Source organism: Kocuria sp. KSNUG (assembly GCF_049532735.1).
In the GTDB taxonomy this organism is placed as follows: domain Bacteria; phylum Actinomycetota; class Actinomycetes; order Actinomycetales; family Micrococcaceae; genus Kocuria; species Kocuria rhizophila.
Genome location: NZ_CP150981.1, coordinates 1,800,651 through 1,824,298, shown reverse-complemented (window position 1 = coordinate 1,824,298; position 23,648 = coordinate 1,800,651). Strand labels below are relative to the sequence as shown.

Below are 23,648 nucleotides of genomic sequence, written 5' to 3'. Positions count from 1 at the left end.
CTCAGCGGGACAGGTACATCAGCTGCAGGGTCACCGCGCGCTGGGCGTCGTCGAGCAGCTCGGTGACGATGCGCCGCAGGGCCGCGGGAGCGTCGTCGTGCGCGTCCAGCCACGTGCGGGCGGCACGGACCACGGGATGCTGCGCGGCCGCCTCCGCCGGGTCCCCGGTGGGAGTCCCCGCCGCGCTCGACGACGCCGCCTGGGCGTCCACCGCGCGCGGGAACAGCCCGCGGACCATGCGGGTGGCGATCTCCATGGAGTGCCCGGCCCACCACGCGGTGAGCTGCTCGAAGTAGACGTCCTCGTAGCGGCGCAGCACCGTGGGCGCCGCGAGCTGGAAGCCGGCAATGGTGGCGCTGAGCTCGTCGTTGGACAGCGTCCCGGAGACGATCCGCTCCCACGCCTGCTGCTTGGAACGGTCCGAGCGCATGGCCGCGACCGCCTCGAGGTAGCCCAGGTGACCGTCCCGCGTGGGGTCCTGGGCGTGCTCGGACTCCAGCTCGGACACGGTGCTGTGCCCGGTGGCGGTCACCGCGGTGAGCATGCTCCAGCGCAGCTGCGGGGTGAGCTCCAGACCGGGGACGGTGTGCACACCGCCCAGCCACTCCTGGATGGGCCGGGCGTACTTCCCGTCCCGTGCGGCCTCCCGGGCGAAGGAGCGCGCCAGGATCAGCTGCGCGTCCGAGCCGGGCTCCGCGGCCAGCATGGAGGAGCCCAGGGCGTCGAGCAGCGCCCGGCGCGCGGCGGTGCGGTGCGTGACGGGCACGTACTGGCCCAGGGCCTGGCGGGCGTGGTCCAGGACCGTGGTGAGGATCGCGGCGTGGGACTCGGTGGTGCAGCGGCGGGCCACCATGAGCACGTACTCGCGCGGGCACAGCCGCCCGTCCCGCACCGCGGCCCACAGCTGGGAGTGCGCCACGGCGCGGGCCAGGGGCTCGGTGATCTCACCCACGAACTCCACCAGCCCGGCCAGGGACGCCGGGTCCGGGTGGGCCAGGCAGTAGGTGAGGTCGGTGTCGTTGACCAGCACCACGGCGTCGCTCGTCTCACTCGCAGGCTCGCCGGTGGGACCGGTGCCGACAGGCATCGTGGACTCGGCGGCAGCGCCGGCGGCACGGGCGTCGCCAGCTGCCGCGTGGCCCGCCGCGGCATCGGTGGCCCACGGGCCGGTCACCCCGTTGAGCTCGGTGGGCCGGTCCTCGGCGGGCACGCGCACCTCCGCGCGCGCGGTGTTCTCCACCGCACCCTCGGCGGTGCGGGCGTAGGTCCCCACGGTCAGCACGTGGGGGCGCAGGGGCTCGGCGCGCTGGGTGAGCGTGGCGGGGGAGCCCGCGGCGGCGTCGTCGGGCGCGGTGACCGCGAGCACCGGAACACCCGTGGTGCGCAACCACTGGTCCGCCCACGCGCGGACGTCGTGCTCGCACGCCTCGTCCAGGACCGCGAGGAAGTCGTCCAGGCTGGTGTTGCCGAACGCGAAGCGGTGGAAGTAGGCGCGGCACGCGTCCATGAAGGCGTCCTCGCCCACGAAGGCCACGAGCTGCTTGAGCACCGAGGCGCCCTTGGCGTAGGTGATGCCGTCGAAGTTCTGCCGTGCGGCCTCCAGGTCCACGATGTCCGCGACGATCGGGTGCGTGGTGCGCAGCTGGTCCTGGCGGTACGCCCACTCCTTGCGGGCCAGCGCGAACGTGACCCACGCGTCCGTGTACTGCGTGGCGTGCACGCACGCGTACGCGCCCATGAACTCCGCGAAGGACTCCTTGAGCCAGAGGTCGTCCCACCACTGCATGGTGACCAGGTCCCCGAACCACATGTGTGACATCTCGTGCATCAGGGTGTTGGCGCGCCCCGCGAGCTGGGCGCGCGTGGCACCGGACGGGAACAGGTAGTCCTCCGTGAACGTGACCATTCCCGGGTTCTCCATGGCCCCCAGGTTGTACTCGGGCACGAACGCCTGCTCGTACTTGCCCCACGGGTACGCGAAGCCGAACAGCTCCGGGAAGAAGTCCAGTCCCTGCTTGGTGAGGGTGAACAGCTCCTCGGCGTCCATGTGCTCGGCGAGCGCCCGCCGGCAGTGCAGCGCGAGCGGAACGGTCATGGGCTCGCCGTGGGGGTCGGTGCCGCGCCACTCGTCCGTGACCGTGGCGTACGGTCCCGCGAGGATGGTGGTGATGTAGGAGGAGATCCGCAGCGTGGGCGCGAACTCGTGGCTCACGGCACCCGGGGCGTCGCAGTCCTCGGTGGGCGTGGACGCCACCAGCTCCCCGTTGGACGCGGCGATCCAGTCCTGCGGGGTGAGCACCGTGAACGTGTAGCTCGCCTTCAGGTCCGGCTGCTCGAACACCGCGAACACCCGGCGGCAGTCCGCGGGCTCGTACTGCGTGTAGATGTAGACCTCGCCGTCCTGCGGGTCGATGTAGCGGTGCAGACCCTCGCCCGAGCGCGAGTAGAGCGCGCGTCCGACCACGCGCAGCTCGTTGGCCTGGCCCAGCTCGGGCAACCGGATCCGGTCCCCGTCCACCACGTCGTCCACGTCCAGGAGCTCACCGTTGAGCTCCACCTCCGTGACCGTGTCGTGGATGAAGTCGATGAACGTCTCCGCACCCTCCTCGGCGGTGAACCGCACCGTGACCTCCGAGCCGAAGGTCGTGCTCTCGGGGTTCTTCGCCCCCGAGAGGTCCACCGTGACCCGGTAGTCCTCCACCCGGATCTGCTCGGCACGCGTGGCTGCTTCTTCTCTGGTCAGGCTGGCTCCCATGCCCCCAGTGTAGGCACGGGGCGGTGTCGCCGGTCACACGGCGACACCGCCCGCCCTGTGCGCCTACTTCTCGAAGCGGTAGTTCTTGGGAGCGATCGTGAGACCGGACTCCGTGACCGTGAGCCCGCGCGCGAGGTCCTGCTCCCGGTCCAGGCCCACGGTGAACCCCGGGGGGACCACCACGTTCTTGTCCAGGATGCAGCGGTGCACCGTGGCACCGGCACCGATCTGCACGTTCTGCATGAGCACGGACTCGGTGACACGGGCGTCGTGCTCCACCTTGACCTTGGGGGAGAGCACGGAGGAGCCCACGTGCCCGCCGGTGATCAGCACGCCGGGGGAGACGATGGAGTCGAACGCCACGCCCGCCTGGCCGTTGGGTCCGCGCACCGTCCTGGCGGGAGGCGCCATGATCTGGTGCGTGTAGATGGGCCAGTCGTAGTTGTAGAGGTTGAACACCGGCAGCGGGCGGATCAGGTCCATGTGGGACTCGTAGTAGGAGTCCAGGGTGCCCACGTCCCGCCAGTACTGCCGGTCCCGGTCCGTGGAGCCCGGGACGTCGTTGTGCGTGAAGTCGTAGACCACGGCCTCCCCGCGCTGCGAGAAGTACGGCATGATGTCCCCGCCCATGTCGTGGTGGGTGTCCGCCTTCTCGTTGTCCGTGCGCAGCGCCTCCACGAGGGCGTCCCGGTCGAACACGTAGTTGCCCATCGAGGCCAGGAACGAGTCGGGATCGTCCGGCAGGGGAGCGGTGGTGTCCGGCTTCTCCACGAAGCGCGCGATCTTCGCGGGATCGTGCGGGTCCGTCTCGATCACGCCGAAGGACTTGACCATCTCCATGGGCTGGCGCACGGCGGCCACCGTGGCCTTGGCCCCGGACTCGATGTGCTTCTCCACCATGTCCGCGAAGTCCATGCGGTACACGTGATCCGCGCCCACCACCACCACGATGTCCGGATCGGCGTCGTCGATCAGGTTCATGGACTGGTAGATGGCGTTGGCCGAGCCCAGGAACCAGTCCTTGCCACGGCGCTGCTGCGCGGGCACGGACGTGACGTAGTTGCCCAGCTGCGTGGACAGCCGCCACGTCTCGGACAGGTGCCGGTCCAGGGAGTGGGACTTGTACTGCGTGAGCACCACGATCTGCAGGTACCCCGAGTTCACCAGGTTGGACAGGGCGAAGTCGATCAGCCGGTAGCCCCCCGCGAACGGCACGGCGGGCTTGGCCCGGTCCTCCGTGAGCGGCATCAGGCGCTTGCCCTCGCCGCCGGCCAGCACGATCGCCAGGACCTTCTTCTGTCGTGACATACGTAGCACTCCACTTCCCGAGACGGTCAGGGCCCGTGGGCCGCGACGCGGCGTCGACGTCATCTGGTCTTCACCGTCATTGTGTCCCACTCCACCTGGGCTGACACAACACCGACCCGAACTCATGGCAACTTTTCGCCCCCGCCGGGCAGTAGTCGCCCGTCTCCACGGCACCGGCTGCCCGGGGTGGCACGACGACGCCGCCGCGCCCCTCGCGCGCACCACCCCTGAGGGGGTGAGGGTCGGTGTCGCTCGGCCGCGGACGGGAGTGCGGGGTGGGGCCGGGTGGTCTCGGACCGGCATGCGGGGCGGACCCCGGCGACACGGGCCGTCGTCATGCGGCCGTCGTCGCCCAGACCGGGGCGCACGGACCGCGGGCGCAGCGACGGCGCACGCGCGGTGCCGTGGCGACCGGGCGGCGTCGCCCGAGGGACACCTGTGGAGCGCGGGAGCCGTGCAGTACGCTCGCACTGTGCGAGTAGACATTCTGAGCAAAGAGTTCCCGCCGGCCATCTACGGGGGAGCGGGGGTGCACGTGGCCGAGCTGTCCCGCGTGCTCGCACCGCTCGTGGACCTCAACGTCCGCTGCTTCGGTGAACCCCGGGACCCGGACTTCCACGGCGCACGGGTCAAGGCGTACCCGGTGCCCTCCGAGTTCGGTGACGCGAACGCCGCCGTGCAGACCCTGGGCGTGGACCTCACCATGGTCCAGGACGTCGCCGGCTCGGACCTCGTGCACTCCCACACGTGGTACGCCAACATGGGCGGGCACCTCTCCTCCCTGATGTACGACATCCCGCACGTGCTCTCCGCCCACTCCCTGGAGCCCCTGCGCCCGTGGAAGGCCGAGCAGCTCGGCGGCGGCTACCGGGTGTCCTCCTTCGCGGAGCAGACCTCCTACGAGGCCGCCGCCGCGATCATCGCCGTGTCCGAGGGGATGCGCCAGGACATCCTGCGCTCCTACCCGGCCGTGGACCCCGAGCGCGTGCGCACCGTGCACAACGGCATCGACGTCACCCAGTGGAACCGGGACGAGGCCACGGACGTCCTGGTGGAGTACGGCATCGACCCCGCCCGGCCCTCCGTGGCGTTCGTGGGCCGCGTGACCCGCCAGAAGGGTGTGCCCTACCTCCTGCGCGCCGCCCTGCAGCTGCCGCCCGAGGTGCAGCTCGTGCTGTGCGCCGGAGCCGCTGACACCCCCGAGCTCGGCGCCGAGGTCAACGCCCTCATCGAGCAGCTCAAGAGCGAACGGGACGGCGTGGTGCTCATCGAGAAGATGCTGCCGCGCCGCGAGGTCATCCAGATCCTCTCCCACGCCACCGCCTTCGCGTGCCCCTCCGTGTACGAGCCCCTGGGCATCGTCAACCTCGAGGCCATGGCGTGCGGCGCGGCCGTGGTCGCCTCCGCCACGGGCGGCATCCCCGAGGTCGTCGCCGACGGCGAGACCGGAACCCTGGTCCCCATCGAGCAGGTCACCGACGGCACCGGAACGCCCCTGGACCCCCAGAAGTTCGTGGACGACTTCGCCGCCGCCCTCACGGACATGGTCTCCGACCCCGAGCGCGCTCGCCGCATGGGTGAGGCCGGGCGACGCCGCGTGGAGGAGCACTTCTCGTGGGAGTCCATCGCCCAGCAGACCCTGGAGGTCTACCGCTCGGTGCTCTGACGCTCACCCCGGCACGGGAGACCCGCACCTCGCGTCCCTCGGCTCGGACCCCGGCGCCCCGGACCGCATGGTCCCTGGGCGCCGGGGTCCGTTCATGTCCGGCACGCGCGGCTCAACGGGCAGCTCGGGGGGCTCTCCACCCGACGGCAAGTGCGGTGCTTGGGGACTGCCGTGCCAGGACGTGCTGCCCCACCACCTGGTCAGCCGTTGGCGGGCCCGGCATCCTGACCCGGCTGGGCCAGAACGCCGCTCAACAGGTGTTCGACCGCCTGCACGTAGGCCTCGTGCGTCTGCTTCGGATCCTCTGAGAGGCTCACCTGCACCATGTAGCCCTGGACCAGCCCGATGAAGGCGGGACGGAGGCAGTCGGCCAGCCGATCGGCGTCGTCCTCCACCAGGCCGCGCTCGCTGCGCAGCCACGCGCTCAGATAGCGGCGCAGATGGCTGCCCGCCTCCGCGAGAATTCCGCGCGCCGCCACCTGCAGCTCGGGGCGGCGGACCGACTCGCCCCACACCTGCAGGGGCAGACCGGGGAACGTGGCACCCTCCGGCAGGTCCGTGACCACCATGGCCATGGCGCGCGCCGGATGGGGGAGCGGGCTCTGGGAGTGCAGGCGGTCCAGGGCCCCCAGCCGGTCGCGCATGACGCCGCGGCTCGCGTCCAGGAAGAGGTCGTCCTTGCCCCGGTAGTAGACGTACACGGCGCCGGACGAGAGGCCCGACTCCGCGATGATGTCCGCCATGGACACCGCCGAGAAGCCCTTGCGCCCGATGCAGACCAGGGCGGCGTCCTGGATCCGACGCCGCATCTGCTCCCTGTGCTCTTCCGTGACCTTGGGCACGTCCACCTCCAAAAACGAACGATCGTTCTTGACAGCCTAGCGGAGCGGGTTCACACTTTCCAAGAACAATCATTCTTTTTGAAAGGGGCGGGTCATGTCCCACGTCCAGACTCCGCAGCCACGGCGGCGCCCCGACTGGCTCAAGAGCGTCACAGCGGCCCTGGTCGCCTCGGGCGTGGTGGCCGTCGTGCTGCTCGCCTTCGCCTGGCCCACGATGACCTCGACCACCGAGAACCTGCCCGTGGCGATCGTCGGCACGCAGGAGCAGATCGACGCCGTGACCGAGAAGATGCCGGAGAACATGCTGGACCTGCACCCGGTGGCCCACCGGGAGGACGCCGTCAACGGGATCAGGACCCGCGAGGTGTACGGCGGGATCGTGCTGGGGGAGCAGCCCGAGTTCCTCACGGCCAGCGCGGCAAGCCCCGTGGCGTCACAGATGCTCAGCGGGATGGCCACGACCGTGCAGCGCGGCATCGACCAGAAGGTCATCGAGGGGACCACGGAGGCGCTCGAGAAGGTCAAGGAGGCCGCGGCCAATGGGCCCGCGGGCATGGCGGCCCTGAGCCAGCAGGCACCGCAGCAGCAGGCCGGCGCTCCGCCCACGGTGACCACCACGGACGTGGTCCCGCTGTCCGAGGACGATCCGAAGGGGAGTGGGCTGGCCATCGCCGGGCTGCCCCTGACCATGGGTGGGATGATCGGCGGCATCCTGATCTCCACGCTGGTGACCGGGGTGCGCAAGCACCTGCTGGCACTGGGGCTGTACGGAGTCATCGGAGGCTTCGTGCTGGCCGCCATCCTGCAGGGACTGTTCGGGATCCTGCAGGCCAACTTCCTGGCCAACTGGGCCGCCATCGGGCTGGGGATCACCGCCACCGCCTCGGTGATCGTGGGGTTGAGCTCACTCATCGGACGAGCGGGGCTGGCCGTGGGTGCGATCCTTACCATGTTCATCGGCAACCCGATCTCGGCGCTGACCTCACCCAAGGAGTTCATCCTGGCGCCGTTCGGGGATATCGGGCAGTGGCTGGTGCCGGGCCTGTCCGGAACACTGCTGCGGGATCTCTCGTACTTCCCGGAGGCGAACATCGCCGCACAGGTGTGGGCGCTGATCGCCTGGGTGACGCTGGGGGTCGTGCTGACGTTCCTCGGTCACCACAAGAACGAGTCGGCGCTCACGGGCAAGGAAGAGGCGCCGGACGTCGTGCCGCGGGACCTACCCGGGTGAACGGAGGATGACAAGAGGGGACGAAGGGGAGTCGTCGGGAGACGGTTCCCCTTCGTCCGTTCCGGCTTACTTTACATAATGTGCATTATCGGCTGTACGGGTGCAGCGTGAGATCTCGGGTCACAGCCCAGAACGACGACCCATTGGACGCCACCTGGAGCCCCCGTGGTGAGGCCCGTCGCATGCGGCACCACGCCGGCCCAGCATTCCGCAACCGTGCGCCGGTTTCGCCCGTCGGCCCTTCGAGCCACAGGCGACGGCGCACTCACGCGCGCTGCCGACCGCCCGCGGTGCCCCATCACCGCAGGACTGGTACAAACCGTCAGTCGCCACCGTGGCGCACCATGGACCCAGTGGTCGGCACTGCATCTCGGCGAGGAATCCAGGACCCTGCGTCCCACTGCGCGTCCCACCACATGGCCGGCGTCACAGTCTCGTGGATGCGGCGTCGCGCCGCCCCGCAGCACACCGATTACCACGGCACACCGGCTGAGAGGCTTCCACTGTGACCCATTGCATGATCACCGTCTTCCACGCCCAGGGCCCCCAGGCCGCCGATGCGGTCTACTCGTCACCCAACACCGCGCAGCGTGCAGCACAGGCGTCTGCTCCGTGCGGACGGCGCGCGGAGCTCCGGGCCCTCGAGGGCTAGGCGGTTGGTGCGACTCCCCCAATGTCCCGTCCTGCACAGGCACGCCATTTCTTCGTGTCTCACGTGAGCCTTGCACCTTTTGATTTGAGTTTCACTGCAGACTTGACTTAGTGAGCGGGCGATAGCATCGACATCATGGACACCGACTCGCCCCACAGCACCGCCGACCGATCCCTCACCACGTCCCCGACCTCCTCCGGTCCCGAGATGCACCGCTCGGGCGAACGGTGGCCCGCGTACCTGGCCACTGACCTCCTGCTGGTCATCGTGTTCGCCGGGATCGGCCGCACGAGCCACGGCGAGAGCCTCTCGGGAATCCTTGTGACCGCGTGGCCGTTCCTCGTGGGCGCGCTCCTCGGCTGGCTGGCCTGCAGAGGAACCCGTCACCCCGCTGCGGTGATCCCCACGGGCCTCTCGGTGTGGCTGTGCGCCGAGGTGGGCGGCATGGTGCTGCGCACCCTCACCGGCCAGGGCACGGCGCTGCCGTTCGTGGTGGTGAGCCTGCTGACGCTGGCGGTGCTCCTCATCGGCTACCGGCTGGTGCTGGCGCTGCTCCACCACCTGCGCTCCCGCTGACACCTCACTCCATGCGTCCCGTCGGCATCCGCGGTGCCCGCACGGGCGCGTGTCGGCCGCACGGCCCAGCTAGGCTGGGACGACCCCGTGGAAAGGAACCCCATGTTCACCGCCATCGTCCTGATCAAGACCTCCTCGGACCGCATTCCCGAGGTCGCGCAGGAGGTCTCCGACATCCGCGGGGTCTCCGAGGTCTACTCCGTGACCGGTGAGTGGGACCTCATCGCCATGGTGCGGGTGGACCGCCACGAGCAGCTGGCCGACGTCATCGCGGACGAGCTCTCCAAGGTGCCGGGCGTGGTCTCCACCAGCACCAACATCGCCTTCCGCACCTACAGCACGCACGACCTCGACGCCGCATTCTCTCTCGGCATCGACGACTGAGACTCACCCGCACGCAAACGCCGCCCACCCGTGTCAGGGGTGGGCGGCGTCGTCGTTCCGGGGCGGCGCACTCCCCCGGGCCGGGTCACTCGGCGGCGAACGCCACCCAGCGCGCCAGGACGTCCCGGGCCGCGCCGGAGTCCACGGCCTCCTCTGCACGGCGCAGCGCACTCGCGAACCGGTCCATGAACGACCCCTCGGCCGACTCCTCCGCGGCCACGAGCCCTGCCGCCGCGTTGAGCAGCACGGCGTGCCGCACGTGTCCCGGGGCCCCGTCCAGCACATCGCGCACCACACCGGCGTTGTAGATGGCGTCCCGGCCCCGCAGGTCCTCCACGGTGGCGCGGGGCATGTCCAGGTCCAGGGGGTCCAGCGAGTGCTCCTGGATCTCACCGTCGCGCACCTCCCACACGTCCGACGGCGCGGTGACCGTGAGCTCGTCGAGCCCGTCGCCTCCGCGGAACACCAGGGCACGGTCGCCACGGTTGCGGAACACGCCGGCCATCAGGGGTGCCAGAGCGGCGTCGGCCACCCCGATCGCGGACGACCGCACCCGCGCGGGGTTCGTGAGGGGGCCCAGGAAGTTGAAGGCGGTGGCCACGCCCAGGGACTTGCGGGCCGTGGCCGCGAAGCGCATCGAGGGGTGGAAGGTCTGGGCGAAGAGGAAGGTGATGCCCACCTCGGTGGCCGCGCGGCGCACCCGGTCCAGGGGCATGTCCAGCTGCACGCCCAGCACCTCCAGCACGTCTGCGGAGCCGGACTTGGACGACGACGCACGGTTGCCGTGCTTGACCACCCGCGCGCCCGCGCCGGCGCACACCAGGGCCGCCATCGTGGAGATGTTGACGCTCGAGAGCCTGTCCCCGCCCGTTCCCACGATGTCCAGGGACGGCCCCGGCACCGAGATGGGGTGGGCGCGAGCCACCATGGCGTCCGCCAATCCGTTGAGCTCGGCGACACTCTCCCCCTTGGTCCGCAGCGCCATGAGGAAGCCCGCGATCACGGCGTCGGGGACCTCCCCCGCCATGATGCGGTCCATGGCCCAGTAGGCCTGGTCCCAGGAGAGGTCCCTGCCCTGGGACAGCATGGTGAGGAGATCGGGCCACTGGGCGGGTGTCACGGTGCTGCTGGAGGTAGTCACGCGTTCGACTCTACCGTTCTGCGGACCGCGCTCCGCCGCCCGGTGGGGACCCGCAATCTGTGCGGTGGCGCGGTGCAGCGGGCCCCCGACCGTCCTCCCCCGCCGGCCCGAAGCTGCGACACGGTGGAGCCCCGAGGCCCAGATGGTTGGTCCGCCGGAAGTTTTGGCGACATAATGTCTCTGTGACAACTGCGACTCATACCCCAGCCAAACCGGTGGGTGCGAGCATCACTCGCCCCAACCTCACCTCCGTGGGCACCATCGTGTGGTTGTCCTCCGAAGTGATGTTCTTCGCCGGACTCTTTGCCATGTACTTCACGCTGCGCGCCACCTCACCCGAGGTGTGGGCGGAGAACACCGAAGTGCTCAACGTCCCCATGGCGTCGGTCAACACCCTGATCCTCGTGCTCAGTTCCGTGACGTGCCAGTTCGGCGTGTTCGCTGCCGAGCGGCTCCAGCCCCGGCGCACCGGCGGCCTGTTCCAGTTCTCCAAGTGGGGACTCACCGAGTGGTTCGCGCTGACCTTCCTCATGGGCGCCGTCTTCGTGTCCGTCCAGGTCTACGAGTACGCCTCCCTGGTGGCCGAGGGCGTCACCATCTCGGCCAGCGCCTACGGCTCTGCCTTCTACATCACCACCGGCTTCCACGCGCTCCACGTGACCGGCGGTCTGATTGCATTCCTCTTCATCATCGGCCGCGCCTTCGTCGCCAAGCGCTTCGGCCACTACGAGGCCACCTCGGCCATCGTGGTGTCCTACTACTGGCACTTCGTCGACGTGGTCTGGATCGTCCTCTTCTTCCTGGTCTACTTCATCAAGTAGTCCATCACCGGACCATCCGCCCCTCCCTGATCTAGAACCGAGTAAAAGGAACGTTTGACGTGAAGGCACTCTCACAAAAGCGCCGCCATCCTCTGGCAGCCCTCGCGCTGCTGGTCATGGCTTTGCTTCTGACCGGTGGACTCTACGCAGTTGCCACAACCACCAATGAAGCCAAGGCCGAGACCACCAGCTACTCGGCTCAGGACGTCCAGGAGGGCGAGAAGCTCTTCCAGGCCAACTGCTCCACGTGCCACGGCATGCAGGCCCAGGGCAGCGACACCGGCCCGTCCCTGATCGGCGTCGGCGCCGCCGCCGTCGACTTCCAGGTGGGCACCGGGCGCATGCCCATGCAGATGCAGGGCCCCCAGGCCCCGGTCAAGCCCGAGCAGTTCAGCCAGGAGCAGACCGACCAGCTTGCGGCGTACGTCGCGTCCCTCGGTGCGGGCCCCACGGTTCCCGAGGAGGAGTACCTCGACATCGCCGAGGGCGACTCCGCCAACGGAGCCAAGGTGTTCCTCGCCAACTGCGCCATGTGCCACAACGCGGCGGGCCAGGGCGGCGCGCTGACGCGCGGCAAGTACGCTCCCTCCCTCATGGGCGTCAGCGAGAAGCACATCTACGAGGCCATGCAGACCGGCCCGCAGAACATGCCCGTCTTCAACGACGCCAACATCACCCCCGAGGAGAAGCAGGACGTCATCACGTACCTCAAGACCCTCGACAACAACACCACGGTGGGCGGCTTCAGCCTCGGCTCGCTGGGCCCCGTCTCCGAGGGCCTCTTCATCTGGACCATTGGCCTGGTCGTGGTGATCGGCTTCACCGTCTGGCTGACCTCCCGCTCCGCCTGAGAGCACCCGTCGGCCACCGGCCGGCACCCAAGACACTATTCACAGCACCAAGAGAAGAATGAGGGACCACATGGGCGACCATCGTGATGGCACTCCCCACGACAGCGGGGCGGTAGTCACCTCGGACGGCGCGGACCAGGACCGCTTTCACAATCCGGGGCTTCCGCCGCACCGTCCGCGGGTGACGGACGTCGACCCCAAGGCGGCCAAGCGGGCAGAGCACCAGGTGGTGCTGCTGTTCCTGCTCTCCATCATCGGATCCGTGATCTTCTTCGTGGGGTACTTCGGCGTCCGCGTGGACGGCCCGCTCTACGATGCGGTCAACACCGAGCCCACTTCCCAGCTGCGCCTGCAGAACCTTCTGCTGGGCCTGGGCATCGCACTCGGAATGTTCGGCATCGGCATCGGCGTGGTCCACTGGGCCCGCACCCTGATGCCTGACCACGAGATCGTGGAGATGCGTCACGACATCCGCACCGAGGAGCAGCGCGCTGACGCGCAGAGCATCCTCAACACGATCTACGACGAGTCCGGCGTGAAGCGTCGTCCGCTGCTGCGCAACACCCTGATCGGTGCGGCCGTCCTGATGCCCCTCCCCTTCGTGGGGCTGCTCAAGGACCTCGGCCCGACCGACCTCAAGGTGCTGCGCCACACCATGTGGGACGAGGGCGTCCGCCTGGTGCGTGACCCCTCCGGGACCCCCATCAAGGCCTCGGACGTCACCCTGGGCTCCGCGTTCCACGTGATCCCCGAGAACCTCACGAGCCTCGGCCACGAAGAGGGCTACCTCGACGAGAAGGCCAAGGCCGTGGTGCTCCTCATGCGTCTGGACCCGGACCAGGTCAACGTGTCCGAGGACCGCAAGGACTGGAACGTGGACGGCATCTTCGCCTACTCCAAGGTCTGCACGCACGTGGGCTGCCCCATCGCCCTGTACGAGCAGCACACGCACCACCTGCTGTGCCCGTGCCACCAGTCCACGTTCGACCTCACGAACGAGTGTGAGGTCATCTTCGGCCCGGCATCCCGCCCCCTGCCGCAGCTGCCCATTTCCGTTGATTCCGACGGCTACCTCGTTGCCCGTAGCGACTTCCACGAGCCCGTGGGACCCACCTACTCCCAGCGTGGTTTCGCCGTCCAAGACATGCAGGATGAGGCGAACTGATGTCCACATCTACTGACTTCGAATACCGGCCCACCACTCGCACCGGACGCATTGCCAACTTCGTTGACACTCGCGTGGGCGGGTCCTCCATTGTGAAGGAGTTCGGGCGCAAGGTCTTCCCCGACCACTGGTCCTTCATGTTCGGCGAGGTGGCGCTGTACAGCTTTGTGATCCTGCTGCTGTCCGGCACGTTCCTGGCCCTGTGGTTCGATCCGACCATGACATCCACGGAGTACACCGGAAGCTACGTGCCCATGCAGGGCGTGGAGATGTCCGGCGCCTACGCCTCCACCTTGGACATCTCCTTCGACATCCGCGGCGGGCTCTTCCTGCGTCAGCTGCACCACTGGTCCGCATTGCTCTTCGTCATGGCGCTGTCGGTGCACATGCTCCGCGTGTTCTTCACCGGCGCGTTCCGTCGCCCCCGTGAGCTCAACTGGGTCGTGGGCTGCGTGCTCTTCATCCTGGCGATCGTGGCCGGCTTCTCCGGCTACTCCCTCCCGGACGACGTGCTCTCCGGCAACGGCCTGCGCATTGCGGACGCCATCGCGAAGTCCATCCCCGTGGTGGGCACCTACATCTCGATGTTCATGTTCGGCGGCGAGTTCCCGGGTGACGCGATCATCGGTCGCCTGTACATCGTCCACGTGCTGATCATCCCCGCGCTGATCCTCATGATGATCGTGGTCCACCTCTTCATGGTGGTCGTGCACAAGCACACCCAGTTCCCTGGCCCGGGCCGCACCGAGGACAACGTGGTCGGCTTCCCCGTGGGCCCCGTGTACGCAGCCAAGGCCGGTGGGTTCTTCTTCATCGTCTTCGGCATCCTGGCGCTGATGGCCGGCACCACCACGATCAACGCGATCTGGAACTACGGTCCCTACGATCCCTCCCCCGTGCAGGCGGGCTCTCAGCCCGACTGGTACATGGGCTTCTCGGACGGCGGCCTGCGGCTCATGCCCGGCTCGTGGCCCTTCTCGTGGGAGGTGGACATCTTCGGGATCGTCCTTCCCCTGGCCATCCTGCTGCCGCTGATCCCCATGGCCGCGATGTTCGGGGTCATGTTCGCCTGGCCCTGGATCGAGCGCTGGGTGACCCGCGACGACCGCGTGCACAACGTTCTGGACCGCCCCCGCAACGCGCCGTTCCGTACGGCCGTGGGCGCCGCTGGCGTGACCTTCTACGCCGTTCAGATGATCGCCGCCTCCGGCGACCTCATCGCGACTCACTTCCACGTGGCCGTGAACGACGTCATCTACTGGCTGCGGGCGCTGTACTTCCTCGGCCCCATCCTGGCGTTCATCATCGTCCGCCGATTCTGCCTGTCGCTGCAGCGCAAGGACCGCGAGATTGTGCTGCACGGCCGCGAGTCCGGTCGAATCCAGGCGCTGCCCCACGGTGAATTCGTGGAGGTCCACGAGCCGCTCGACGAGTACCGCCGCTACAAGCTGGTGGACTTCGAGGACCGACAGGTGCAGCCTGCTCGGGCGAACGCCAAGGGCAAGATCACGTCATCCGAGAAGATGCGCGGCCGACTGAGCCAGTTCTTCTTCGAGGACCGTGTGGCCCCCGTGACCCCGGCGGAGCTTGAAGCCGCGCACGGTCACCACGGTGCGGAGCCTGTCGCGGTGGGCGCCGGGTCGCACTCGGCGCAGATCGAGAAGTAGCCGCGCACGGGTTAGCACCCGTTCGGCCATGGGCCCGTGGAGATCTTCGGATCTCCACGGGCCCACTTTTTCATCTGCACTCCTTGAGATGGCCCCGCGGAGGCCAGGCGCTGGTCTGGTCATCGAGGATGTCCGCCGGCGAGGCCTCCTGCCGCGGCCAGAAGAACTCGGGGCCGCGGAGCGCGGGGGCAATCATCAGGTGCCTTCTTCCCTCGCTCTGACACCGCGTCCGGGGCTGGAAACCACTACGCGCCCCTGGCCGGACACCACCACGCGCCCCGTTCGCGACACAACCGGCCGGCTCAGCTCGGTCGCAATAGGGCGCCCCAGCGCGGATGCCATGCCTCGCACACGCGGTACTGTCGTATGAACGCGCACATGACAGGCATCCTCCATACTGACCCTCGCGTCGTTGAGGAGGACAGCGGGCATTCCCGTTCACCGCAGCTGGCCCTCACGTCGTGACGTTGCACCTGCCGGCCACAGGGCCGGTCCCACACAACCACGGCCTCTCTCCCTCCCCGCTCCTGGCGATCCACCCCCGCCAGTCGGGCAGAGTTCACGTGCCTCAGGGGTCCACAGACGCGCTCAGGGGTCAGCGGAGGGCACACACGAACACCCGGGACATGGGCTCCCCGCAGCAGTTCCACCACCGGTCGTGTGCTGACGCGCCTCCCCCGCTCGGCGCCGCACGTCGTGGAAGGCCCTGCTCCGCGGTTATTTGGTCGTCTGCACGCCGTCGCACAGAAGCACCGGCCACGGACGGAGCGCAGCGCTTTCAGCGTGCTACAGGGGCAGCAGAAGCCGGTAGAGTGCCAGGCCCACCCCCGCTGAGTGCCGGAGGGAACAGATCCGTCACTACTGGTCTGCCGGAATACCTAGTTACCCGTCTTCCGGGGCTGCCGGGCCTACCGATCCTGCTGAACCCGCTAACCCGGCTAAGCTTGCCGGGCCTGCCCTGCCTGCCGAGCCTGCCGAGCCTGCCGAGCCTGCCGAGCCTGCCGAGGGAGATGATGCACCGCCCGACGGGCTGTCTGCTGCACGCGGTTACGGGGCGCACCGACATCCTACGAACGTGGATTCAGGGGGCTATCGACGGGACCACCGCCCGCCGTCGCGGGCTGGGGCCCACGGGGCACCGCCGGCCGTAGCAGGACACCCGGTGCAGGCCCGGGGACCCGCTGAGGTTCCACCCGGGCCCGCGGCCGCTGTACGGGCCTTCTCTGTGAGGGCCCTGCCATCCGGGGCCCCGTTACAGGCGCAGGGGGCTCACACGGCCTCGTCCCCGGGTGGGGCTTGGAGGATGGCTCGGTGTCGGTGCCGGTACCGGTGCGCCTCGCCCGTACTCGGTGCTGGTCCTGACATCACGGGGCCTGCCCCTGAGATCAGGCTGCAAACATCTCGGATGCGAAAGTTCGGATGCCACCGCTGGACATCAAAGAGCCCGCACCGTCCGGGGACAGTGCGGGCTCCTTGAGTGAACCTCAGACGCGTGACGTCAGTGGGCGTGATCTCCACGGCTGTGCTCGAACACGAGGCCGAGCAGACCGAGCAGCGCCACGGGAACAGCGAGCCCCACGATCCACCAGTCGATGGCCAGAGCAGTCACGAACAGCGCGCAACCGAGACCGAGAAGCAGCGGCCACCAGCTCCACGGGGAGAAGGCGCCGTACTCGCCCGACATCTCCACGATCTCGCCGTCCTCGCGGTCCTCCGGAAGGGTGCCCCCGGTGGAGCGCTGGACGAGCCAGAGGTACACCACGAGCATGAAGCTCATGGCCGCGACCGCCAGCAGAGCCGGGAAGCCCGCGAGCTCCTGGAAGTCCGTGACGTAGCCGTACACGAACCCGACCACGGTGCAGAAGACACCGAGCATCAGGAAGGTCTTGATAGTGGTGCTCATCGTCCGTTCCTTCCGCTGCCGCCGACCAGGGGGGTCTCGGCATCATACTGCTGGCTCGAGAACGCGGAGAGCTCCGGGTGGTGGAGATCCAGCGCAGGGCGCTCGGAACGGATCCGAGGCAGGGAGGTGAAGTTGTGGCGCGGGGGCGGGCAGGAGGTCGCCCACTCGAGAGAACCGCCGAAGCCCCAGGGATCATCCACCTCCACCTTCTTGGCGTTGCGGTGAGTGGTGTACACGTTCCAGAAGAACGGGATCATGGACACGCCCAGCAGCATGGAGCCAATGGTGGAGAACTGGTTCATCCAGGTGAACCCGTCCTCGGGCAGGTAGTCCGCGTACCGGCGGGGCATGCCGTCCACGCCCAGCCAGTGCTGGATCAGGAAGGTCATGTGGAAGCCCACGAACAACAGCCAGAAGTGGATCTTGCCGATTCGCTCGTTGAGCATCTTGCCGGTGAACTTGGGCCACCAGAAGTAGAAGCCGGCGAACATGCCGAACACGATGGTTCCGAAGATCACGTAGTGGAAGTGCGCGACCACGAAGTAGGTGTCAGACACGTGGAAGTCCAGCGGCGGGGTGGCCAGGATGATGCCGGTCAGACCACCGAACAGGAACGTGAACAGGAAGCCCAGCACCCACAGGATGGGCGTCTCGAAAGTGAGCGAGCCCTGCCACATGGTGCCGATCCAGTTGAAGAACTTCACGCCGGTGGGGACCGCGATCATCATGGTCATGAAGGAGAAGAAGCCGAGGGCCACAGCACCGGTGACGTACATGTGGTGCGCCCACACGGTCACGGACAGAGCCGCGATGGCGATGGTCGCGAAGACCAGGCCCTTGTACCCGAAGATCGGCTTGCGGGAGAACACCGGAATGATCTCCGAGACGATGCCGAAGAACGGCAGGGCGAGCACGTAGACCTCGGGGTGGCCGAAGAACCAGAAGAGGTGCTGCCACAGGATGGCGCCACCGTTCTCCGGGTCGAAGATGTGACCACCCAGGCGCCGGTCCATGCCCAGCGCGAACAGCGCGGAGGCCAGCGGCGGGAAGACCATGATGACCAGCATGGAGGTGATCAGCGTGGTCCAGGTGAACACGGACATGCGCCACATGGTCATGCCGGGCGCGCGCATGCACACGATGGTGGTGATGAAGTTGACCGCACCGAGGATGGTGCCGAACCCCTGCAGGCCGAGGCCGAAGACCCAGAGGTCACCACCGACGCCCGGACTGAACGTGGTGCTGTTCAAGGGCGCGTAGGCGAACCAGCCGAAGGAGGCGGCGCCCTGCGGGGACAGGAAGCCCGACACCGCGATCAGCGAGCCGAACAGGAAGAACCAGAACGACAGCGCGTTCAGTCGCGGGAACGCCACGTCCGGTGCGCCCAGTTGCAGGGGCACGATGACGTTGGCGAAGCCGATGAACAGCGGGGTGCCGAACATCAGCAGCATGATCGTGCCGTGCATGGTGAACAGCTGGTTGTACTGTTCCTTGGTTTCCAGGATCTGCATGCCGGGCTGGAAGAGCTCGGCGCGGATGAGCAGCGCCATGACGCCGCCCGCGCAGAAGAAGATGAACGAGGAGATCAGGTACATGTACCCGATCGTCTTGTGGTCCGTGGAGGTGAGCCAGTTGACGATCACCCGGCCCTTGGAGCGTGGGACAACGCGGGGTGCGGCTGCTGCCGCGTCGTCCCGCGAATATTCAAGCGTAGACATTGCCTATCCCCTAGTTGTTGGAGGTTGCGTTCTGATTGGGATTGCGGTTGTACTCGTCGCCCACGAGGCCGGTGTTGCCCTCGTCACGCAGCTTCTGCATCTGAGCGTCGTACTCCTCCTGGCTCACGACGGCCACGTTGAAGAGCATCTCCGAGTGGTACTCACCGCACAGCTCCGCGCACTTGCCGGCGAAGGTGCCTTCGTGACCGGTGGTGAAGCTCATGTAGTTGGTGCGGCCCGGGATCATGTCGATCTTCTCCAGGAATGCCGGAACCCAGAACGAGTGGATGACGTCACGGGAGGTGATCTCCAGCTCCACCTCGCTGTCGGCGGGGAGGTAGAGGGTGGGCAGCGTCTCCTCGACACCAGGCTCACCGGTGAGGTGCGCCTGGACGCCCTGGTAGTGGACGTCGTCGTCCACGTAGTTGAAGTCCCACGCCCACTGCTTGCCGTAGACCTGGATCTTGGTGTCCGGGTTCTCGAAGCGGTCCGTGATCTCGGTCTGGGCGCGGAAGGAGAAGAAGAACAGGGTCACGATCATGGCGATCGGGACGATGGTGTAGAAGATCTCCAGCGGTGCGTTGTACGCGAGCTGGCGAGGGTAGCCCGTCTCGTTCTTGCGCCGGCGGTAGGCCACCATGCACCAGAGCATGAGGCCCCACACCAGGAGACCGACGGCGAGGGCCGCGACCCACGAGCCGATCCACAGGTCCATGATCAGATCGGCGTTGTCGGTGGTGCCACGTTTGGTGGGCAGGAAGCCCACCTCGACCTGCTCCGAGCACGCGGTGAGCGAGATCGTCGCCAGGACTGCCACTGCCGAGAGCTTCAGCTTCCGACCGCGGCGGCTGCCGGTTCGAGTTTGCGAACTCACAGACGGCCCTTCCTCTTCTGTACGTGGGCTCGGCGTCGGTCCTGCGCGTGGGCACAGAGGACACGTTGCCCGTTAATGGTTCTCCCTGGGAAGCTTACCCCTCACCCCCACGATGTGCTGACACTGTGTCAGCGCGCCGTGTCGTGCCCGCCCACGGGGTGGTGTCCCACTCCCCCGGGCCACGCGGCGGCGTCGTGCGCGTGCGGGGGCAGGGGTTCGCTCGCGCGGTGGAGCCGGCGCGGTAGAGCCGGCGCGGGGGCGTCACGGGGTGCCGTGGCCGAGGTGTGCGGGCACGGAGAAGGGGTGCACCGGGCCCGTCAGGCCCTGCGCACCCCTTCGCGACGGCGTGCTCCTAGTGGAAGCTGTCTCCGCATGCGCAGGAGCCCTGCGCGTTGGGGTTGTCGATCGAGAAGCCCTGCTTGGAGATGGTGTCCTCGAAGTCCACGGTGGAGCCGCTGAGGTACGGGACGCTCATCTTGTCCACGATGACCTCCACTCCCCCGAAGTCACGCACGTGGTCCCCGTCCAGGACCCGCTCGTCGAAGTACAGCTGGTAGATCAGCCCGGAGCAGCCCCCGGGCTGCACCGCGACGCGCAGGCGCAGGTCCGTGCGGCCCTCCTGCTCGAGGAGGTCCCGGACCTTCTGCGCGGCGTTGTCGGTGAGCAGGACCTCGTGGGCGGGCAGGTCCTGGGTGGTCTCGTTGTCCGTGGTGACGCTCATGGTGCTCGCTTTCTGTGCGACCCGGGGGCCTACCCCTGAGTGCGGTTCAACGGTTCTGCGGGTGGAACGCGGTGGTGCGCGGAATCATTCCGCTGCGCCGCGCCCCTGTTCGGCGAGGGCGGTGAGGACCAGGGCCTCGGCCGTCACGGCGTGCAGGAAGTCCCCGATGTGCAGGGACTCGTTGGCGCTGTGGGCGCGCGTGTCCGGGTCCTCGATGCCGGTGATCAGGATCTGCGCGTCCGGGTAGGCCTCCGTGAGCGTGGCGGTGAACGGGATCGACCCGCCCATCCCGGCGGTCACGGCCGGACGTCCCCAGGCCTGCTCGAAGGCCCACAGCGCGATCTGCGAGCTCACGGCGGTGTCGTCCGCGCGGAACGACGGCCCGGCCTCCTCGACCTCGAACGTCACGTGCGCACCGAGCGGGGCGTGCTCCAGCACATGCGTGCGCAGCGCCTCGGCGGCCTCCTTGGGGTCCTGCCCGGGGGCCACGCGCAGGCTGAGCTTGGCTCGGGCGCTGGCGGCGATGGTGTTGGAGGCGTGGTCCACGTCCGTGACGTCGATGCCGGTCACGGAGATGGCGGGCTGGGTCCAGATCCGGGAGGAGATGGAGCCGCGCCCGGCCAGCTGCACGCCGTCGAGCACACCGGCGTCCGCGCGGAAGCGGGCCTCGTCGTAGTCCACGTCCGTGGCGTCCTCGCTCAGCAGCCCGGCCATGGCCACGGCACCGTCGTCGTCGTGCAGCGTGGCGATCAGTCGGGACAGCAGCGTGGGCGCATCCAGGACGGGACCGCCGAACATGCCGGAGTGCACCGCGTGGTCCAGCGCGCTGATCTCCACGATCCCGCCGACGACGCCGCGCAGCGTGGTGGTCAGCGCGGGGACCCCGACCTCCCAGTTGGCGGAGTCCGCGATCACGATGACGTCCGCGGCGAGCTTGTCCTTGTGGGCCGCCAGGAAGGCCTCGAAACCGGGCGAGCCGGCCTCCTCCTCCCCCTCGACGAACACGGTGATTCCCAGTCCGGGCTCCTCGCCGTGGTGCTCGAAGAACGCCCGGAGCGCTCCGACGTGAGCCATAACACCGGCCTTGTCGTCGGCCGCGCCGCGGCCCCACAGACGTCCGTCCTTCTCCACGGCCTCGAACGGCTCGGTGTTCCACAGCTCCCGCCTGCCCGGGGGCTGCACGTCGTGGTGGGCGTACAGCAGGATCGTGGGGTGCCCCGGAGCCGCGGCCCGGCGCGCGACGACGGCCGGGTGACCCGCGTCGTCCGGCGACGGCACGCGCAGCACCTCCACGCTGTCGAACGGCAGACCGCGCAGGAGGGCTGCGACGGCCTCGGCGCTGCGGTCCAGGTCGGCGGCGTCGAACGAGTCCCAGGCGATGCCGGGAATCGCGACGAGTTCACCGAGCTCGCCGAGCAGCGTGGCGCGGGAGTTCTCCACGCTCGCCCGGAGGGCCTCGACGGTGTCGGAACTGGGACGTGTGAAGTCTGTGCTCATGGGCCCAGCCTAACGGCGCCTGCCGTCAGGTGGCAGGTCGCACGCGCGGAGCCCGCCCGGGACTCCGTTAGGCTGGTCGGGTGTTTGGACGCAGGAAGACAGAAGAATCCACGGGTTCCACCGCCGTGCGCGCCACGGCCGTGACCGAGGCCGCCGAGACCCCGGACCGCGGCGGGCAGCCCGCCGACGGCCGCAAGGGCCGCCCCACGCCCACCCGCAAGGAGCAGGAGGCCGCTCGTCGTCGTCCCCTGGTTCCCGAGGACCGCAAGGCCGCCAAGGCGGAGTCCAAGCAGGCCGAGCGTCAGCGCCGCGCGCAGGCCCAGGCTGGCATGGCCGCCGGGGACGAGCGCTACCTGGGTCCGCGGGACGCGGGACCCCAGCGCCGCTTCGCGCGCGACTGGGTGGACGCCCGGTTCAACGTGGGCGAGTACGTGCTGATCTTCCTGCTGCTCGTGTTCCTCATCCTCTTCCTGCCGGTGCAGTCCCTGGCCATGACCCTGATCTGGGTCGTGTACGGGTACGTGGCGCTGAGCATCATCGACGCCGTGATCATGTCCCAGCGCATGCACAAGGCCATGCAGCGCAAGTTCGGCACAGTGCAGCGGGGCACGCGCTGGTACGCGTCCATGCGAGCGTTCACGATCCGCCGGCTGCGCCTTCCCAAGCCGCAGGTGCGGCGCGGCGAACGTCCCGAGTGACGCCCGACCTCGAAGGACAGGGGCCCGGACCACGGTGGTGGTCCGGGCCCCTGTCCTTCGCCGGGGCGGCGACGATCAGCGGGTGGTGCGCCGCGCCGCGCGCCGCAGGCCCTTGTTGATCCGTGCGGCCCAGAACGGCCCCTCGTAGAGGAACGCGGTGTACCCCTGCACGAGGGAGGCACCAGCGTCCAGGCGCTCCACGACGTCCTCCGCCGTGGAGACACCGCCCACCGAGACGAGCACCAGACGGTCCCCCACGTGCGCCTTCAGCAGCCGGAGCACCTCGAGGGAGCGCCGACGCAGCGGGGCACCCGACAGGCCACCGGCACCGCAGCGCACGACCTCGTCCTGCTCCGTGGTCAGTCCCAGCCCGTCACGGGCGATCGTGGTGTTGGTGGCCACGATGCCGTCCAGCCCGAGGTCCATGGCCAGGTCCGCCACGGCGAGCACGTCCTCGTCCGCCAGGTCCGGGGCGATCTTCACCAGCAGCGGCACCCGCCGGGAGGTGTCACGGTCCGCCTCGGCGCGCACGGCACGCAGCAACGGCCGGAGGGAGTCCAGCTCCTGGAGCTGACGCAGCCCGGGGGTGTTGGGCGAGGACACGTTGACCACCAGGTAGTCCGCGTAGGGGGCCAGCAAGCGCGTGCTGCGCACGTAGTCCTCGGTGGCGTGCTCCAGCTCCACCGCCTTGGTCTTGCCGATGTTCACCCCCACCACAGGACGACGCCGCCCGGTCCGGGCCGCCTCCTGCGCCAGGCTCTGCAGCGCAGCAGCCACGCGGGGAGCCACCGCCTGGGCTCCGTCGTTGTTGAAGCCCATCCGGTTGACCACGGCGCGGTCCCGCACGAGCCGGAACAGGCGGGGGCGGGGGTTGCCGGGCTGAGCATGCCCCGTGACCGTGCCGACCTCCACGTGACCGAAGCCCAGATCGGTGAGGGCGTGAACGCCCGTGGCCCCCTTGTCGAAGCCGGCGGCCAGACCGAAGGGCGAGGGGAAGGTCAGGCCCATCACGGTCACCTCGTTCCCGGCATCCGGGGCGGTGAACCGCGAGAGCACGCGGCCCAGCCCGCAACGACGGGTCAGCGAGATGCCGGCGAAACCCAGGGTGTGGGCGAGTTCGGGATCCATCCAGGAGAAGGCGGCCTTGAAGAAGGCGGGATACACGCGCATGGGTCCAG

General features: G+C 68.7%; 19 protein-coding genes. 9 read left to right on the top strand and 10 right to left on the bottom strand.

The window, feature by feature from the left end; translation table 11 throughout:
* Position 1 precedes the first annotated feature (1 nt).
* Positions 2-2,755 (bottom strand): aminopeptidase N, encoded by a 2,754-nt coding sequence (pepN, locus tag AABM36_RS07875; RefSeq protein WP_423445686.1) that lies wholly within the window; start codon positions 2,753-2,755, stop codon positions 2-4.
* A gap of 63 nt (positions 2,756-2,818) precedes the next feature.
* Positions 2,819-4,063 carry a glucose-1-phosphate adenylyltransferase gene (gene glgC, locus AABM36_RS07870; protein ID WP_257744122.1) on the bottom strand — a complete coding sequence of 415 codons (1,245 nt, stop codon included), beginning with the start codon at positions 4,061-4,063 and terminating at the stop codon, positions 2,819-2,821.
* A 472-nt stretch (positions 4,064-4,535) separates the two neighbouring features.
* Here glgC and glgA point away from each other — a divergent pair, with 472 nt between their 5' ends.
* Positions 4,536-5,729, top strand: a complete 1,194-nt coding sequence (gene glgA, locus AABM36_RS07865; RefSeq protein ID WP_423445684.1) for a glycogen synthase — start codon at positions 4,536-4,538, stop codon at positions 5,727-5,729.
* 200 nt (positions 5,730-5,929) lie between these two features.
* Here glgA and AABM36_RS07860 read toward each other — a convergent pair whose 3' ends face one another.
* The gene (locus AABM36_RS07860) at positions 5,930-6,571 is read right to left on the bottom strand and encodes a TetR/AcrR family transcriptional regulator (protein ID WP_423445682.1); all 642 of its coding nucleotides are present in this window, start codon (positions 6,569-6,571) and stop codon (positions 5,930-5,932) included.
* A gap of 94 nt (positions 6,572-6,665) precedes the next feature.
* Between AABM36_RS07860 and AABM36_RS07855 the strand changes: the two genes are divergently transcribed.
* From AABM36_RS07855 to AABM36_RS07845, 3 genes are all read left to right on the top strand, one after another.
* The gene (locus AABM36_RS07855; RefSeq protein ID WP_144801571.1) at positions 6,666-7,802 is read left to right on the top strand and encodes an ABC transporter permease; all 1,137 of its coding nucleotides are present in this window, start codon (positions 6,666-6,668) and stop codon (positions 7,800-7,802) included.
* A 787-nt stretch (positions 7,803-8,589) separates the two neighbouring features.
* Entirely contained in the window at positions 8,590-9,030 is a 441-nt protein-coding gene (locus tag AABM36_RS07850) for a DUF3054 domain-containing protein (protein WP_019309213.1), read from the top strand.
* A 102-nt stretch (positions 9,031-9,132) separates the two neighbouring features.
* On the top strand, positions 9,133-9,414 hold the full coding sequence (locus AABM36_RS07845) for an Lrp/AsnC family transcriptional regulator (protein WP_029603117.1): 282 nt from the start codon (positions 9,133-9,135) through the stop codon (positions 9,412-9,414).
* Between the two features lie 85 nt (positions 9,415-9,499).
* On the opposite strand, the gene trpD is transcribed toward AABM36_RS07845, so the two are convergent.
* Entirely contained in the window at positions 9,500-10,501 is a 1,002-nt protein-coding gene (gene trpD / locus AABM36_RS07840) for an anthranilate phosphoribosyltransferase (RefSeq protein WP_180956189.1), read from the bottom strand.
* A 236-nt stretch (positions 10,502-10,737) separates the two neighbouring features.
* On the opposite strand from trpD, the gene AABM36_RS07835 reads away from it, so the two are divergent.
* The 4 genes from AABM36_RS07835 to AABM36_RS07820 all read left to right on the top strand — a co-directional run bounded on the left by AABM36_RS07835 (position 10,738) and on the right by AABM36_RS07820 (position 15,059).
* Positions 10,738-11,376, top strand: coding sequence for a cytochrome c oxidase subunit 3 (locus AABM36_RS07835; RefSeq protein WP_019309216.1), 639 nt, complete (start codon positions 10,738-10,740; stop codon positions 11,374-11,376).
* A gap of 59 nt (positions 11,377-11,435) precedes the next feature.
* On the top strand, positions 11,436-12,227 hold the full coding sequence (locus AABM36_RS07830; protein WP_039101168.1) for a c-type cytochrome: 792 nt from the start codon (positions 11,436-11,438) through the stop codon (positions 12,225-12,227).
* A gap of 70 nt (positions 12,228-12,297) precedes the next feature.
* Positions 12,298-13,392, top strand: a complete 1,095-nt coding sequence (locus tag AABM36_RS07825; RefSeq protein ID WP_039101167.1) for a ubiquinol-cytochrome c reductase iron-sulfur subunit — start codon at positions 12,298-12,300, stop codon at positions 13,390-13,392.
* Positions 13,392-15,059, top strand: a complete 1,668-nt coding sequence (locus AABM36_RS07820) for a cytochrome b (RefSeq protein ID WP_423445679.1) — start codon at positions 13,392-13,394, stop codon at positions 15,057-15,059. The genes AABM36_RS07825 and AABM36_RS07820 overlap by 1 nt, the downstream gene beginning before the upstream one ends.
* Before the next feature lie 1,498 nt (positions 15,060-16,557).
* Here AABM36_RS07820 and AABM36_RS07815 read toward each other — a convergent pair.
* From AABM36_RS07815 to AABM36_RS07795, 5 genes are all read right to left on the bottom strand, one after another.
* Positions 16,558-16,962, bottom strand: a complete 405-nt coding sequence (locus tag AABM36_RS07815; protein ID WP_019309220.1) for a cytochrome c oxidase subunit 4 — start codon at positions 16,960-16,962, stop codon at positions 16,558-16,560.
* Positions 16,959-18,680: a cytochrome c oxidase subunit I gene (gene ctaD, locus AABM36_RS07810; protein ID WP_019309221.1), complete on the bottom strand. Its 1,722-nt coding sequence runs from the start codon at positions 18,678-18,680 to the stop codon at positions 16,959-16,961. The genes AABM36_RS07815 and ctaD overlap by 4 nt, the downstream gene beginning before the upstream one ends.
* Positions 18,681-18,690: 10 nt before the next feature.
* Positions 18,691-19,554: a cytochrome c oxidase subunit II gene (gene coxB, locus AABM36_RS07805; RefSeq protein WP_423445677.1), complete on the bottom strand. Its 864-nt coding sequence runs from the start codon at positions 19,552-19,554 to the stop codon at positions 18,691-18,693.
* A 352-nt stretch (positions 19,555-19,906) separates the two neighbouring features.
* Positions 19,907-20,275, bottom strand: a complete 369-nt coding sequence (locus AABM36_RS07800; protein ID WP_019309223.1) for a HesB/IscA family protein — start codon at positions 20,273-20,275, stop codon at positions 19,907-19,909.
* Between the two features lie 84 nt (positions 20,276-20,359).
* Complete coding sequence (locus AABM36_RS07795) at positions 20,360-21,772, bottom strand: dipeptidase (RefSeq protein WP_423445674.1); 1,413 nt, start codon at positions 21,770-21,772, stop codon at positions 20,360-20,362.
* Positions 21,773-21,852: 80 nt separating this feature from the next.
* Here AABM36_RS07795 and AABM36_RS07790 point away from each other — a divergent pair, with 80 nt between their 5' ends.
* Positions 21,853-22,470, top strand: coding sequence for a DUF3043 domain-containing protein (locus AABM36_RS07790; protein WP_223110147.1), 618 nt, complete (start codon positions 21,853-21,855; stop codon positions 22,468-22,470).
* A gap of 75 nt (positions 22,471-22,545) precedes the next feature.
* Here AABM36_RS07790 and AABM36_RS07785 read toward each other — a convergent pair whose 3' ends face one another.
* Entirely contained in the window at positions 22,546-23,640 is a 1,095-nt protein-coding gene (locus AABM36_RS07785; protein WP_423445673.1) for a quinone-dependent dihydroorotate dehydrogenase, read from the bottom strand.
* Positions 23,641-23,648 lie beyond the last annotated feature (8 nt).

What these genes read in the sequence shown, in the direction of transcription:
- pepN (WP_423445686.1), bottom strand. Translation starts at nt 2,755, where the DNA reads ATGGGAGCCAGCCTGACCAGAGAAGAAGCAGCCACGCGTGCCGAGCAG.
- glgC (WP_257744122.1), bottom strand. Translation starts at nt 4,063, where the DNA reads ATGTCACGACAGAAGAAGGTCCTGGCGATCGTGCTGGCCGGCGGCGAG.
- AABM36_RS07855 (WP_144801571.1), top strand. Translation starts at nt 6,666, where the DNA reads ATGTCCCACGTCCAGACTCCGCAGCCACGGCGGCGCCCCGACTGGCTC.
- AABM36_RS07850 (WP_019309213.1), top strand. Translation starts at nt 8,590, where the DNA reads ATGGACACCGACTCGCCCCACAGCACCGCCGACCGATCCCTCACCACG.
- AABM36_RS07845 (WP_029603117.1), top strand. Translation starts at nt 9,133, where the DNA reads ATGTTCACCGCCATCGTCCTGATCAAGACCTCCTCGGACCGCATTCCC.
- trpD (WP_180956189.1), bottom strand. Translation starts at nt 10,501, where the DNA reads ATGCTGTCCCAGGGCAGGGACCTCTCCTGGGACCAGGCCTACTGGGCC.
- AABM36_RS07825 (WP_039101167.1), top strand. Translation starts at nt 12,298, where the DNA reads ATGGGCGACCATCGTGATGGCACTCCCCACGACAGCGGGGCGGTAGTC.
- AABM36_RS07820 (WP_423445679.1), top strand. Translation starts at nt 13,392, where the DNA reads ATGTCCACATCTACTGACTTCGAATACCGGCCCACCACTCGCACCGGA.
- AABM36_RS07815 (WP_019309220.1), bottom strand. Translation starts at nt 16,962, where the DNA reads ATGAGCACCACTATCAAGACCTTCCTGATGCTCGGTGTCTTCTGCACC.
- ctaD (WP_019309221.1), bottom strand. Translation starts at nt 18,680, where the DNA reads ATGTCTACGCTTGAATATTCGCGGGACGACGCGGCAGCAGCCGCACCC.
- AABM36_RS07800 (WP_019309223.1), bottom strand. Translation starts at nt 20,275, where the DNA reads ATGAGCGTCACCACGGACAACGAGACCACCCAGGACCTGCCCGCCCAC.
- AABM36_RS07795 (WP_423445674.1), bottom strand. Translation starts at nt 21,772, where the DNA reads ATGAGCACAGACTTCACACGTCCCAGTTCCGACACCGTCGAGGCCCTC.
- AABM36_RS07785 (WP_423445673.1), bottom strand. Translation starts at nt 23,640, where the DNA reads ATGCGCGTGTATCCCGCCTTCTTCAAGGCCGCCTTCTCCTGGATGGAT.